Raw genomic sequence first — 14,034 nt, 5'->3', positions numbered from 1 at the left:
AAGGGTGTCCTTGAGGAAGAAGAATGGGATGCTCCCCAGAAAGGGGGCATCCCATTCTACTCGCGGATGCCGGGGCATCCGTTCGCACCTGCTCTCAGCTGGCCGGGCGGTACCGCTCCTGCTCGGCGAGGAGTGCGCTGCGCGCTTCGCGACGCTGGCGCTGCTCGGCCGGGTCGGGCACCGGCACAGCGGCCAGGAGTCGCTGCGTGTACGGATCCTTCGGGTTGCGCAGGATCTGCTCCTTCGTGCCCTGCTCGACGATCTTTCCGTGCTGCATCACCGCGATGCGGTCGGCGAGCAGGTCGACGACGGCGAGGTCGTGCGTCACGAACAGCGTCGCGAACTGCTTCTCCTTCTGGATGTTCTGCAGCAGCTCGAGCACGCGGGCCTGCACCGAAACGTCGAGGGCGCTCGTGGGCTCGTCGGCGACGAGCACCTCGGGGTCGAGCGCCAGGGCGCGGGCAATGCCGATGCGCTGCCGCTGGCCACCGGACAGCTCGTGCGGGTAGCGGTTGCGGAAATCGCGCGGCAGCTCGACGAGGTCGAGCAGCTCGACGACACGCTTGCCGGTCTCCTCACGACCCCGGCCGGCGAGCTCCAGCGGCTCGCCGATCGAGATGCCGACGGGCCAGCGCGGGTTCAGCGACGAGCCCGGGTCCTGGAAGACGATGCCGAGCTTGCGACGCACGCTGCGCAGCTGCTTGGCGTCGACGCCGACCATCTCCTGCCCGGCCACGCGCATCGTGCCCTCGGCGATCGGGACGAGCCCGACGATCGCGCGGGCGATCGTGGTCTTGCCCGAACCGGACTCGCCGACGAGCCCCAGCACCTCGCCGGGCTGGATCTTCAGGCTCGCGCCCTCGACGGCACGGAAGGCGGGCACGCGGCCGCGCTTCGGGTAGTCGATCGCGACGTTGTCGAGGAACAGGGCTGCCGTGGCATCCTCACTGATCCGGTCTTCGTCGGGCGTCGCCTCTCCGAGGCCCAGGTGCGGGACGGATGCCATGAGCGCCTGCGTGTACGGGTGCTTCGCACCGCCGAAGATCTGCTCGATGGGTCCGTGCTCGACGACGTCGCCGTCCTTCATCACCATGACGTCGTCGGCCATGTCGGCGACGACGCCCATGTCGTGGGTGATGAGGATGATCGCCGAGTCGAGCTTCTGGTGCAGGTTGCGGAGCAGCTCGAGGATCTCGGCCTGCACCGTCACGTCGAGGGCGGTGGTCGGCTCGTCGGCGATGAGCACGCGCGGGTCGAGCGAGATCGACTGCGCGATCATGGCGCGCTGGCGCTGACCGCCCGACAGCTGGTGCGGGTACGAGTTGTACGCCTTGGTGGGGTCGGGCATCTCAACCAGCCCCAACAGTTCGATCGCGCGGGCCTTGGCCTGCTTGCGCGTCATCCCGGGGCGGTGCGTGAGCAGCGTCTCGGAGATCTGGAACCCGATCGTGTAGACGGGGTTCAGCGCCGTCATCGGCTCCTGGAAGATCGCCGCGATGCCTTCACCGCGCACCTTGCGCAGCTTCTCGGGCGGGGTGCCGATCAGCTCGGCGCCGGCCAGCAGTGCGCTGCCGGTGACACGCGAGTTCTTGGGCAGCAGACCCATGATCGCCATCGAGCTCGTGCTCTTGCCCGAGCCGGACTCGCCCACGATCGCGAGGACCTTTCCGGGCATCAGGTCGTAGCTGACGTGCTTCGCCGCGGCGGCCCACTGCGACCCGACCCAGAACTCGACGTTGAGGTCCTTCACCGACAGTGCGGGCCCGTCGTAGATCTCGCCGGGAACGTATCCGCGCGAGCCCGCGCGCTTGCGCTCGGGCGAGCTGCCCTTCCCTGTCGCCGTCATCGCCGTTCCTCCCGTGTCAGGATGGGCAGGTGTCCCGCCCGGTTGTCTTTCGTCCGCGCGGCGGCGTGGTTCTCGCCGCCGTCGCCATCGCCATCTGCGCTGTGGCGCTCATCTGGCTGCTTGTCACCGATGGATTCGGCGGTCTGCTGCTGTGGAGCTGGCCGATCTTCGCCTTCGCGTGGCTCGCGTACGCCCTGTACATCCGCCCGTGCGTCATCGTGACCGACGGTTTCGTCGAGATCCGCAACCCGCTGCGCAGTCACCGCGTGCCGTGGGGCGACGTCGACCGTGTCGAGTCGCGCTACGCCCTCACCGTGCGCACGCACAGCGGTACCGTGATCCGCGCCTGGGCAGCACCCGCGCCGGGTGCGCGGCAGGCGCTCAGCACCCGCCGCGAAGACGTGCGCAACACCTTCGGCGACGACGAGACCCGACGCCCGTCGGATGCCCTGGGCACCCAGTCGGGCGATGCGACCGCGATCGTCATGCGGCACCTGGATGCCTTCGCGCGCTCCGGCGAGCCGGCGCGCCCCGGCGGCACCACCACGACGTGGGCTGTGCTGCCCGCTGTCGTCACGGTGGCGCTGCTGGGCGCGGCCGTCTACAGCCTGGTTCAGCTGAGCAGTCACGGCTGATCGTCCGTCGGACGCGGTTTCGGGTCGGGCCCGGGTAGGCCTTCGAACTGGTCTATGACGCGCGCCTCCGGGTCATCCGTGCTCGTCGGGCCCTCGACCATCATGACCGCCTGCACCGACGGGATCGCCCCGACGGCCTTGGCCGACTTGCGTCCGATCTTCGACTGCTGACGCGGGTCGAAGGCGTCACGCAGACCGTCGCCGATGAAGTTGATGCACAGCGCCAGGATGATGATGAACAGACCTGGCCACCAGAACAGCCACGGCCGCGTGCGGAACGCCTCGCGATAGGTCGAGATGATCTGGCCGAGCGAGACATCGGGGTACTGGATGCCGAAGCCGATGAAGCTCAGTGCGGCCTCCGTGAGCACCGCGGCGCTCATCAGCAGCGTCGTGTTGACGATGATGATGCCGACCGCGTTGGGCAGGATGTGGCGGAAGATGATGCGACCGTTGGTCGCGCCGGCGACACGCGCGGCATCCACGAACTCACGTTCTCGTAGCGAGAGGAACTCGCCGCGGACGAGTCGCGCCAGGCCCGTCCAGCTCAATATGCCGAGGAACAGACCGAAGACCCACGCGTTCGCACCGCCGAGCAGGCGACCGATGATCGAGCCGATGACGATGATCGGCAGGATGATGATCACGTCGGTGAAGCGCATGATCAGCGAGTCGATCCACCCGCGGTAGAAGCCCGAGAGCGCACCCAGCAGAACGCCGAGCACGAGCGACACGATGCCGACCAGCAGCATGACCGTGATCGACTGCTGCGTGCCGCGCATGACCTGCGCGAAGACGTCCTTGCCGAGGGTGTCCTGACCGAACGGGTGCTCGCCGATCGAGAACGGGAACAGCGTCAGCGTCGGTGCGCCGCCGTTGACGATCGGGTACGCCGTGAACCAGTCCAGTGGCCACCAGCCCGGGATGCGCCACCCGTTGATCTGCAGATCGCCGGTCGGGCCCGCCTCGAGCTTGCCGGTGCCGCCGACGACGGTGCCGACGGAGGTGAACGCGAGCAGGATCGTCAGGATCAGCACACCGAGGGCGATCATGGCGCCCTTGTGCCGGAAGAACCGGCGGCGGACGAGTTGGCCCTGGCTGAGGCCGGCGAGGGCCTGCTGTTCGAGCGACTGCTCGGAGCCGCGGTCTTGCGGCGCGCCCGCCGGTAGTGATGTCGTGGTCATGTCAGCTCACCCGGATTCGGGGGTCGAGTGCGGAGTACAGCAGGTCCGCGATGAGGTTGAAGACGACCGCCAGGACGCCCGTGACGACGAAGAAGCCCATCACGAGGTTGACGTCACCCTTTTCGAGGCCGCTCACGAACAGCGAGCCCATGCCCTTCCAGGCGAAGATCGTCTCGGTGATGACGGCGCCGCCGATGAGTGCGCCGATGTCGAAGGCGACGATCGTGGCGATCGGGATGAGCGCGTTGCGCAGTGCGTGTCGCACCACGACCGTGCGCTCGCTGAGACCCTTCGCTCGCGCCGTGCGCACGTAGTCCTGGTTCATGACCTCGAGCAGGCTCGAACGGGCGTAGCGCGTGTAGGCCGCGATCGAGACGAGCGCCAGCGCGATCGTCGGCAGCAGCAGGTGCGCGAAGCCGTCGAGCAACTGGAACCACATGTCACCCGACAGGTTCGGGGTCTGCGAGCCGATCGTGGCGATGACGCCCGACTGCGGGATCTTCTTCAGGTAGTCGGGGTAGACCAGCATGACGCGGTCGACGACGATCGTGAAGAACGTGATGAAGCTCACGATCGCGGCGGTGCGCGCCGCTTCCTTCCGGCCATCCCCGCCCATGAGCAGACCCACGCCGATGCCGAGGGCGATCGCCACCACGTACATGATGATGAGCATCCAGCCCTGCGGCACGTAGAAGAACAGGTACTGCAGCGGCTGATACAGCGCGATCCAGATGGCGACGACGACCAGCGACGCGTAGAGCGTGCGGCGGTTCGCGAGACCCGTCGAGATCGCCGTGACGCCGATTGCTGCGGCCAGGCCCGTGATGATCACACCGATGATCGTGATCTGCGGGCGGGCGAACCAGTCGGTGATCTGCAGCAGCGCCATCAGCGCGGCCGTCGCAACGAAGGCGGTCCCGAATGTGACCAGACGCTTCTTCGCGTTGCCCCCCAGGATGCTCATGAAAACGAAGCCGGATATCAGTCCCGTGATGAGCATCGCCCAGATCGAAATATTCGGATCAGCCAGGAACTCGTTGAAGCGGATGGCACCGAACTCCTTCAGCAGCACCGCGATCCAGAAGATCGGCAGCGAGTAGACGATGAAGGTGAGGAACGTGACGGTGTAGTCGAAGCCCGAGTACTGCCGCAGTGCAGTCAGGATGCCGATCGTGAGACCGGCGATGATCGCGATGATCGTCGCGGCAGTGACCAGCTGGATCGTGGAGTTCGCGGCAGCGGAGACAGCGGCGGTGACCTGCTGATCGCTGCGGCTGAAGGCGATACCGAGGTCGCACTGGCCGATGAGGCACTTCGAGGCGCCGCCGAGCCAGGTGAAGTAGCGCAGGACGACGGGGACGTCCAGGTGCAGCTTCTCGATGCGCTGATCGATGAGTTCCTGCCGGTTGGCGGCGCTACTGCCCTTGAGGTCGTTGAGCGGGTCAGTACCGATCGATGACAGGGTGTAGACGACGAAGGACGCGACGAGCAGGACCAGCAGGATCGCGCCGAGCCGTCGCAGGATGAAGGTCAGCACGTGCGACCTTTCAGGTGGGTTACCGAGGACATGATGTTCCGTTTCGCGGACGAGGCGGGTAAGCCTCAAAACTACTACGCGTCGGCCGCGCGGATCAGCGACACCGACATGACTGTGGGTGCCGAGGGGTCACCCCGGCACCCACAGTTGATTCGATCATGATCTGCGGGTCGAGTGCTCACGCACCCGACCCGCAGATGGGATCAGTTGGCAGCAGCCGTAGCCGGCGCCCACTCCCAGAAGTTCCAGAAGTAGTCGGGGCTCAGCGGCATGATCTTCACACCGGTCACGCGGTCGCTCGAGACGAGCAGGCCCGGGAACTGGAAGATCGGGATCGACGCGGCATCCGCCCAGATTCCGGCCTCAGCGGTCTTGAGCAGCTCGGTCTGCGCGTCCTCGTCGGAGGTCACGTTCAGCGTCGCGAGAGCGTCGGTGACTTCCTGGTTGCAGTAACCGTTGTAGTTGCCGCCCTTGGCCATCGGGTCGTCGTAGCACGCGTAGATCTGGTCGGATCCACCGACGGCCAGCGAGGTCTGCGACCACGCGAAGATCGTCGCGTCGTGCGAGTTGATCGGCTCAGCCTCGGGGTCGGTGAAGACCCAGTTCGGCTCGGACTCGTCGACCAGCTTGAAGCCGGCCTTGGCCGCCGATGCGGCGATCAGCTCGAACTCCTGGCCACGACGGACGTTGCCCTCGGGGTACCAGAAGCCGACCTCGACGTCACCGGTCACGCCGGCCTCGGCCAGCAGCGCCTTCGCGCCGTCGATGTCGACGTCCGCGTAGTCGGCCGAGCCGTTGCTCTCGCTCAGGATCGGGTAGCGCACGGTGTCGGCAGCGCTCACGAGGTGGGTGTTGCGGACAGTGGCATCCGGGTTCAGCGGCTTGATGATCTTGTCGACGATCTCCTGGCGCGGGATCGTCTTCAGGAACGCCTGGCGCACCTTGAGGGCCTTGGCCTCGTCGCCACCGTAGGTGGCGGGGTCGAACGGACCGCCGTTGTTGAACGTCAGGTCGACGTGCTCGTGCGAGGCCTGGATACCGGTCTGCACCTCAGCGGTGTCGATGTTGTTCGCGAGCTGGAGGATGTCCGAGGTCGGCTGACCCGTCCAGATGTCGAGCTCACCGGACTGCAGGGCCTGCAGAGCGGTGGTCGAGTCGGAGATCGCGCGGATCGTGATCTTCTCGTACTTCGGCGAGTCGCCCCACGTGAACAGCGGGTTGGCGACGAGCGTCGTGTACTCGTCTTCCTTGGTGTCCAGCAGGTTGTACTGACCGGCGGTCAGGAACGCGGCCGGGCTGTCGGGCATGCTCGTGTAGACGTAGTCGGCGTTCCACGCGGTGGCCAGCTTGTCGAGCACCTCGGTGTCGTCGTTCTGGATCGCGTCGATGACCTTCTGCTTCGCGGTCTCGGCGAACTTCTTGGCGGCGTCCGTGTACTTGGTGAAGTCGTCGTCCGAGTCGGAGGACTTGTAGGTGTCCCACGCGGCCTGGACGTCGGCGTACTCGTCGGGGTACGCGAGCGCGTACGTGCCGTGTGCCGCGACGCCGAGCGGCTGGATGAGCTCCCAGTCGACGTAGGGCTCGTCGTAGACCAGCGTGATCTCCTTGTCGGCGATCTCCGGCATCTGCGTGATGAGGCTGTAGCCCGTCGTGGCAGCCGGAGCCCAGCCGCCGTCGACGTTGCCGCTCATCGCAGCCCACGCCATCAGCATGTCGGCCTCGTCGATCGGCACACCGTCAGACCACACGGCGTCGGCGGTGATCTTGTAGTCGACCGTCAGCGGGTCTTCGCTGGTCGCCTCGTAGGTACCGAAGTCGGTGTTCTTCACGAGTTCGGGGGTGTTGTTGTAGTACGCCCACGACGATGCGGCGTCAGTGATGTACTTGACGTTCGCGTTGGCGGTGTTGTTACCGGCCGAGCTGTTCGAGTTGAACGCCATGAAGCCTTCGTTGTAGGCAACGAAGATCTCGGTGCCTTCCTGGACCTCAGACTGATACGGGTTGCCGCAGCCGGAGAGCACGAGTGCTCCCACCGCCACGATGCTCGCGCCCGCCGCAAGACGTGCGATCTTCACATTTCCTCCTGTGCAAAGGGTGGTGCACCCGGAGCGCGAGAGCCCCGGGCACGGATACGTCACACCATAAGCACCGTGCCGCGGGGTTCCCAACCGACGCCACAAACCGTTACTAATCCTTTACTGAATTCAACACGGCTGTGACATTCTGACAATGTGACCGACACACAAGCCACCGATCCGCTCAGCGGTCCCCCGGATCGTCTGCGCGCTTCGCACACCCGGATCTGGTGGGAGATCGGCATCGTCCTGGCCCTGTCGGTGGGCCGCTCGGCGGTGTACTCGGTGCTGGCGCTCATCCAGGCGCTCACGCGCGAGCAGGCGCTCGGCGACCAGTCGACGTCGCTGAATCCGGGCGCGAGCGCCGTGGAGTTCTGGGATGTCCTCTACCAGTTCGTCGCGCAGTTCTTCGCGTTCGTGCCGATCGCCCTCGTCATCTATCTGCTGTGGGAGCCGGGTGTCTCGGCGTTCCGGCGCATCGGGCTGGACTTCCGCGTGTTCGGGAAAGATCTGGGTGCGGGCATCCTGCTGGTGCTCGTCATCGGCGTGCCGGGGCTGGGCCTGTACGCCGCCGGCCGCGCGCTCGGGATCACGGTGCAGGTGGATGCCTCGCCGCTCGACAGCTCGTGGTGGACGATTCCGCTGCTGCTGCTGGCCGCGCTGCGGGCGGGCCTGACCGAAGAGGTCATCTTCATCGGGTATCTGTTCGACCGGCTGCGCCGACTCGGCTGGGGCACCTGGACGATCATCCTGTCGACCGCCGCGCTGCGCGGGAGCTATCACGCGTATCAGGGCTGGGGCCCGCTGTTCGGCAACTTCGCGATGGGCGTCGTGTTCGGCTGGGTCTACCACCGCTGGGGCCGCGTGATGCCGCTCGTGATCGCCCACACCCTGATCGACGTGATCGCCTTCATCGGCTACCCCCTCGCCGCCGCCTGGTGGCCCGGGGTGTTCGCTGCGGGGGCGTGACGGGGGCGGCGCGCGCTGCACGCACCCCCCGACCGCGAGACTGCAGTGGTGCACCGAAACAGCACGTGGGCGGTGCAGTCTCGGTGCACCACTGCAGTTTCGGTGTTGAGGGCCGCCGCTCGGGCGGGTTATCCACAGGCGAGTCGATAGCCGAGTTGTCCACGGATGCCGGGGATCGCGCCCCACAGGCATCCCGTGGGCGCCACACTCGGCGCATGACGAACTCGCTCCTGACTGCGGCGCCCTGCCCGGTGACGCTCATTCGACGCGGCGACGCGCCGCACTCGGACCGCGCAGTGCGCGCGGGTGAGCTCACCATCGTGGCGCGCGGGGTATACGCCGCGACGACGCAATGGCGCTCCCTCGCTCCGTGGCAACGCTATGTGGCACGCGTGCACGCGACGGCGCTGCTCTACCCCGGCGCGATCTTCTGCGGCGAGTCGGCGGCGGCGCTGCGTGGGCATCCCGTCTTCCTCGAGCCCCGTGAGGTCCACATCGTCGCCCGGCCGGGTGCCGTTACGGCGCGCGCGGTCGCGGGGGTGCGGTTCCATACGCGCGAACGGATGCCAGAGCACACCGAACTCGCCGGTATGGCCGTCGTCACCGGTCCGGAACTGGCTGTCGACATTGCACGGGTGCGCCACAACGCCATCGGGCTCGCAGTCGCCGGCGCAGTACTGAGCAGCGATCCCACCATCAGCCGTGACATTCTCGCAGCGGTGAACGAGGGGCGCTCCTCCTCGCGCGGCCGTCGCCATGCCCGCTGGGTGATCGACCGCGCCTCCGCTGTCCCCGAGTCAACGCTCGAGCACGTGAGCCTTGCGGTCATCGAGTGGTTGGGTTTCCCCGAGCCCGAACTGCAGCAGTGGGTACGCGGCGCCGACGGCGACGGCGATCGGTTGGACTTCCTCTGGCCCACATGGGCGATCGCCGGCGAAGCAGATGGCGGCATCAAGTACAGCGGCGAACTCGGTGATGCGCGCGACGCACTCCACCAGCGAAACGTCCGCGACGCGCGCCTCCTGAGCCGCGGCATCCGTGCGACAGCGCACTGGGAATGGGCCGATGTCGCGTTGTCCGCCCAGCTCAAGGCGAAGCTCCTCGCCGTCGGGCTCCCTCTCGTGCGACCGGAGGACACGCGCCAGCTGCGCACGCTGACCGCCGCGCTCGGCTATCGCGCCCCGAACTACCGGTGAGACAGCAGTGGTGCACCCAAACTGCACGCAGGGCGTGCTGTCTCGGTGCACCACTGAAGTCTCGCGGATGTGGCGGGGGCGCACGGCGCGACCCGGCGCGGCGGCGCGACCCGGGGCGACGCGCCGCGCGCCGCCGCACGGCGCGCTACGCGAAGGCGTCCACGGGCGGGCAGGCGCAGACGAGGTTGCGGTCGCCGTAGGCGTTGTCGATGCGGCGAACGGGCGGCCAGTACTTGGTGCGCACGAGGGCGTGCACCGGGTAGACCGCCTCCTCGCGCGTGTACGGGTGCGTCCACTCCCCCGCGACGACCGACTCGGCCGTGTGCGGCGCGTTCACGAGCGGGTTGTCGGATGCCGGCCACTCGCCCGCCTGCACCCGCGCCGCCTCCGCGCGAATCGCGATCATCGCCTCGATGAACCGCTCGATCTCTCCGAGATCCTCCGACTCGGTCGGCTCGACCATGAGTGTCCCCGCGACCGGGAACGACATCGTCGGCGCGTGAAACCCGTAGTCGATCAGCCGCTTGGCGACATCATCCACCGTCACGCCGGTCTGCTCCTTGAGCGGCCGGAGGTCGAGGATGCACTCGTGCGCGACAAGCCCGCCCTCGCCCGTGTACAGCACGGGATAGTGCTCGCGCAGGCGCGTCGCGATGTAGTTCGCCGCGAGCACCGCAGCTCCCGTCGCCTCGCGCAGCCCCTCGGCGCCCATCATCCGGATGTACGCCCACGAGATCGGCAGGATGGATGCCGAGCCGTACGGCGCCGCCGACACCGGTCCCCCGTCGAACACGAAGCCGCCCGCGTGCTCCGCCCGCTGCGCGAGCGGGTGCGACGGCAGGAACGGCGCGAGGTGCGCCTTCGCCGCGACCGGACCGACGCCGGGCCCGCCACCGCCGTGCGGAATCGCGAACGTCTTGTGCAGGTTCAGGTGCGACACATCGCCGCCGAAGTCGCCGAACCGCGCGAACCCGACGAGCGCGTTCATGTTCGCGCCGTCGACGTACACCTGGCCGCCCGCTTCGTGCACGGCGGCGCACAGCTCGACGACATCCTGCTCGTACACACCGTGCGTCGACGGATACGTGATCATGAGCGCCGCGAGCGACTCCGCGTGCGCCGCGATCTTCGCACGCAGGTCGGTCAGGTCAACGTTGCCGGCATCGTCGCACGCGACGACGACGACGCGCATGCCGGCGAGAACGGCGGATGCCGCGTTGGTGCCGTGCGCCGACGACGGGATCAGGCACACGTCGCGCCCCGTCTCACCCCGCGAGTGGTGGTACCCGCGGATCGCAAGCAGCCCCGCGAGCTCGCCCTGCGAACCGGCGTTAGGCTGCAGCGACACGGCGTCGTACCCCGTGATCTCGGCGAGCCACGACTCGAGCTGCTCGATCAGCACGAGGTATCCCGCGACATCGTCGACCGGCGCGAACGGGTGCACGCGCGCGAACTCGGGCCACGACACGGCGGCCATCTCAGTCGCCGCGTTGAGCTTCATCGTGCACGATCCGAGCGGGATCATGCCGCGATCGAGCGCGTAGTCACGGTCGGCGAGCTGCTTGAGATAGCGCATCATCGCCGTCTCGGAGTGGTGCACGTGGAACACCGGATGCGTCAGGAACTCGTCCTCACGCCGCAGACCTGCCGGCAGCAGGTCGGCTCTCGTGCCGTCCACGAAGCCGAACACGCGGTGCTCGGGCCCGCCGAACACCTGCGCGAGGGCGTGCAGATCGCCGAGCGTCGTCGTCTCGTCGACCGAGATGCCGACCGAGTCGGAGTCGCGGAACCACAGCTGGAACCCGCGCGCCCGCGCCCGCTCGACGAGTTCTTCTGCGCGGCCCGGGACCTTCACGACGATCGTGTCGAAGAAGTCGTCGTGCAGGACCTCGGCACCGGCATCCGCGATCCAGTCACGCAGCAGGTGCGCCTTCGTCGTCACGTCGGCTGCGATACGGCGCAGGCCATCGGGCCCGTGATAGACGGCGTACATCGATGCCATGACCGCGAGCAGCACCTGCGCGGTGCAGATGTTCGATGTCGCCTTCTCGCGCCGGATGTGCTGCTCACGCGTCTGCAGAGCGAGGCGGTAGCCGGGCTTGCCCGCGGCATCCTGCGACACTCCGACCAGGCGCCCGGGCATCTGGCGCTCGAGCCCGGCACGGACGGCCATGTAGCCGGCGTGCGGACCGCCGAAGCCCATCGGCACGCCGAAGCGCTGGGTCGTTCCGACCGCGACGTCGGCGCCGAGCGAGCCGGGCGAGCGCAGCAGGGTGAGCGCCAGCAGATCGGCCGCGACGACCGCGAGTCCGCCCTGCGCCTGCACGGCGGCGATGACCTCGGACGGGTCCCAGACCCGGCCGGTCGCGCCGGGGTACTGGATGAACGCGCCGAACGGGTCTCGATACACCGACGCCGACGCGTCGGCACTCGACCACCGAGACGTGGGGCCCGACGCTGACGCGGAGAAGTCGACCTCGACGAGGACGATCCCGAGGGCGGCGGCGCGGTGCGCGAGCAGTGCCTTGGTCTGCGGCAGCGCGTCGGCGTCGACGAGGAACACGTTCGAGCGCGACTTCGAGGCACGGCGCGCGACGAGCATGCCCTCGACGACGGCCGTCGACTCATCGAGCATCGACGCGTTCGCCGTCGCGAGTCCAGTCAGGTCGGTCACCATCGTCTGGAAATTGATGAGCGCCTCCAGGCGTCCCTGCGAGATCTCGGGCTGATACGGCGTGTAGGCCGTGTACCAGGACGGGTTCTCGAACACGTTCCGCGAGATCACCGAGGGCGTCAGCGTGTCGTAGTAGCCGAGCCCGATCATCGACCGCGCCGGGCGGTTCAGTGCCGCGAGCGAGCGCAGCTCGGCGAGGGTCTCGGCCTCGGTTGCGGCAGGCGGGATCCGCCCCTCGACAACCTCGGGGTCCACGTCACGCCCGGGGTCGACGTGGATGGATGCCGGCACGGCACGCTCGACGAGCGCGTCGACGGTCTCGTAGCCGAGCGCGGCGAGCATCTGCTGCTGCGCCGCGGCATCCGTCCCGATGTGGCGCTCGGAGAACCCGGTCACGCCTCGCCGCCCGTGAAGGCGACGTAGGCGTCACGGTCCATGAGCGCGTCCGCGTCGGCCGGGTCGACCTGGATCTTCACGAGCCACGCGCCGAACGCGTCGCCGTTGACGGATGCCGGGTCGTCGACGACGGCGTCGTTGACCTCGACGACCTCACCGGTCAGCGGCGCGTAGAGCTCGCCGACCGACTTCGTCGACTCGATCTCGCCGCAGACCTCGCCCGCGGTGACGGTCGAGCCGACCGCGGGGAGGTCGACGTAGACGACGTCGCCGAGCTTGTCGGCGGCGTAATCGGTGATGCCGACCGTCGCCACATCGCCGGCGAGGGCGACCCATTCGTGCTCGTCGGTGTACTTGAGTGCGGTCAGGTCGGTCATGCGGTCCTCCGGTAGAAAGGCAGAGCGGTCACAGTGGCGGGAATGCGGGTACCCCGCACGTCGAGGAAGAGCGGGGTGCCGATCACGGCGAGGGCGGGTGGGATGAACGCCATCGCGATCGGGTGGCCGAGCGTCGGGCTGAGCACGCCGCTCGTGATCTCACCGACGGGCGTGCCGTCGGCATCCAGCACGGCGTATCCGGCGCGGCCGGCGCGGCGGCCCTCGGCGGCGATGCCCACGAGGACGGGCAGATCGGCGGATGCCGTGGCGAGGGCGTCCTTGCCGACGAAGGCATCCTTGTCCATCGCTACGACGCGGCCGAGCCCGGCCTGCGCCGGCAGGATGTCGGTCGACAGCTCGTGGCCGTGCAGGGGCATCCCGGCTTCGAGGCGCAGCGTGTCGCGCGCGGCGAGCCCGGCGGGGACGAGACCGAACGGCTCGCCGGCGGCGAGGAGTGCGTCCCAGAGGTCCGCGGCGAGGGCGTTCGGGATGAGCAGCTCGAAGCCGTCCTCGCCGGTGTAGCCGGTGCGGGCGACGAACATGTCGGTACCGGAATATGTGCCGCCGGCCCACGCGTAGTAACCGAGTTCAGCGAGCCCGCCGACGATGATCCCCGGAGTCGCCTCGACGATCTCGCGGGAGCGGGGGCCCTGCACGGCGATCAGCGCATAGTCGTCGGAGATGTCGGTGATCGCGACGTCGCCGACGAGCCTGGCGAACTCCGCGGCGACGAGGGCGCGGTTGCCGGCGTTGGAGATCACGAGGAAGTCGTCGTCACCGCGCCGGTAGACGATGACGTCGTCGATGACGCCGCCGTGCTCGTCGAGCAGCAGCGAGTACTTGGCCTTGCCGAGCTTCATCGTTGAGATGCGACCGGCGAGCAGGTAGTCGAGCGCGGCTGCGGCGCCCCAGCCGACCACCGTGAACTCGGCCATGTGCGAGATGTCGAACAGGCCGGCCGCCTGGCGCACCGCGTGGTGCTCGGCCAGGTCGGAGGTGTAGCGGACGGGCATGTTCCACCCGCCGAAGTCCGTGAACGAGGCGCCGAGGGCGGCATGCCTGTCGTAGAGCGGGGTCGTGCGAAGGTCTGACATGAGTTCTCCCGGTTCGCGGGCTGGCGCCCGCCGGGATCGACGGACGTGAAC

Annotated in this window: 10 protein-coding genes; 3 read left to right on the top strand and 7 right to left on the bottom strand. The window is 68.2% G+C overall.

Annotation, left to right across the window (positions count from 1 at the left end; translation table 11 throughout):
- Nucleotides 1-94: 94 nt before the first annotated feature.
- A complete protein-coding gene (locus BGO46_RS05070) occupies nt 95-1,846 on the bottom strand; it encodes an ABC transporter ATP-binding protein (RefSeq protein WP_292677255.1) in 1,752 nt (583 codons plus the stop codon).
- A gap of 29 nt (nt 1,847-1,875) precedes the next feature.
- On the opposite strand from BGO46_RS05070, the gene BGO46_RS05065 reads away from it, so the two are divergent.
- Nucleotides 1,876-2,481 carry a PH domain-containing protein gene (locus BGO46_RS05065; RefSeq protein WP_292677253.1) on the top strand — a complete coding sequence of 202 codons (606 nt, stop codon included), beginning with the start codon at nt 1,876-1,878 and terminating at the stop codon, nt 2,479-2,481.
- Here BGO46_RS05065 and BGO46_RS05060 read toward each other — a convergent pair.
- The 3 genes from BGO46_RS05060 to BGO46_RS05050 form a co-directional block, all read right to left on the bottom strand.
- The gene (locus BGO46_RS05060) at nt 2,472-3,665 is read right to left on the bottom strand and encodes an ABC transporter permease (protein ID WP_292677251.1); all 1,194 of its coding nucleotides are present in this window, start codon (nt 3,663-3,665) and stop codon (nt 2,472-2,474) included. The two genes, BGO46_RS05065 and BGO46_RS05060, sit on opposite strands and share 10 nt — an antisense overlap.
- A 1-nt stretch (nt 3,666) precedes the next feature.
- On the bottom strand, nt 3,667-5,202 hold the full coding sequence (locus BGO46_RS05055; RefSeq protein ID WP_292677249.1) for an ABC transporter permease: 1,536 nt from the start codon (nt 5,200-5,202) through the stop codon (nt 3,667-3,669).
- A gap of 203 nt (nt 5,203-5,405) precedes the next feature.
- Nucleotides 5,406-7,277, bottom strand: coding sequence for an ABC transporter family substrate-binding protein (locus BGO46_RS05050; protein WP_292677247.1), 1,872 nt, complete (start codon nt 7,275-7,277; stop codon nt 5,406-5,408).
- Nucleotides 7,278-7,481: 204 nt separating this feature from the next.
- Between BGO46_RS05050 and BGO46_RS05045 the strand changes: the two genes are divergently transcribed.
- Both BGO46_RS05045 and BGO46_RS05040 read left to right on the top strand, forming a co-directional pair.
- Nucleotides 7,482-8,246, top strand: a complete 765-nt coding sequence (locus tag BGO46_RS05045; RefSeq protein WP_292677563.1) for a CPBP family intramembrane glutamic endopeptidase — start codon at nt 7,482-7,484, stop codon at nt 8,244-8,246.
- Between the two features lie 296 nt (nt 8,247-8,542).
- On the top strand, nt 8,543-9,442 hold the full coding sequence (locus BGO46_RS05040; RefSeq protein ID WP_292677245.1) for a hypothetical protein: 900 nt from the start codon (nt 8,543-8,545) through the stop codon (nt 9,440-9,442).
- A gap of 145 nt (nt 9,443-9,587) precedes the next feature.
- Here the strand turns inward: BGO46_RS05040 and gcvP are convergent, their stop codons facing one another.
- Genes gcvP through gcvT form a run of 3 tightly spaced genes read right to left on the bottom strand, consistent with a single transcriptional unit; the run spans nt 9,588 to nt 13,983 of the window.
- Nucleotides 9,588-12,512: an aminomethyl-transferring glycine dehydrogenase gene (gene gcvP, locus BGO46_RS05035; RefSeq protein ID WP_292677243.1), complete on the bottom strand. Its 2,925-nt coding sequence runs from the start codon at nt 12,510-12,512 to the stop codon at nt 9,588-9,590.
- Nucleotides 12,509-12,889 carry a glycine cleavage system protein GcvH gene (gene gcvH / locus BGO46_RS05030; protein WP_292677241.1) on the bottom strand — a complete coding sequence of 127 codons (381 nt, stop codon included), beginning with the start codon at nt 12,887-12,889 and terminating at the stop codon, nt 12,509-12,511. Before gcvH ends, gcvP begins: the two co-directional genes overlap by 4 nt.
- On the bottom strand, nt 12,886-13,983 hold the full coding sequence (gcvT, locus tag BGO46_RS05025; protein WP_292677239.1) for a glycine cleavage system aminomethyltransferase GcvT: 1,098 nt from the start codon (nt 13,981-13,983) through the stop codon (nt 12,886-12,888). The genes gcvH and gcvT overlap by 4 nt, the downstream gene beginning before the upstream one ends.
- Between the last annotated feature and the right edge of the window lie 51 nt (nt 13,984-14,034).

Origin of the sequence: Microbacterium sp. 70-16 (genome assembly GCF_001898315.1) — a bacterium.
Classification (GTDB): domain Bacteria; phylum Actinomycetota; class Actinomycetes; order Actinomycetales; family Microbacteriaceae; genus Microbacterium.
The sequence above is the reverse complement of the archived record's forward strand: the minus strand, read 5'-3'. Positions and strand labels throughout refer to the sequence as shown.

What these genes read in the sequence shown, in the direction of transcription:
- BGO46_RS05070 (WP_292677255.1), bottom strand. Translation starts at nt 1,846, where the DNA reads ATGACGGCGACAGGGAAGGGCAGCTCGCCCGAGCGCAAGCGCGCGGGC.
- BGO46_RS05060 (WP_292677251.1), bottom strand. Translation starts at nt 3,665, where the DNA reads ATGACCACGACATCACTACCGGCGGGCGCGCCGCAAGACCGCGGCTCC.
- gcvH (WP_292677241.1), bottom strand. Translation starts at nt 12,889, where the DNA reads ATGACCGACCTGACCGCACTCAAGTACACCGACGAGCACGAATGGGTC.
- gcvT (WP_292677239.1), bottom strand. Translation starts at nt 13,983, where the DNA reads ATGTCAGACCTTCGCACGACCCCGCTCTACGACAGGCATGCCGCCCTC.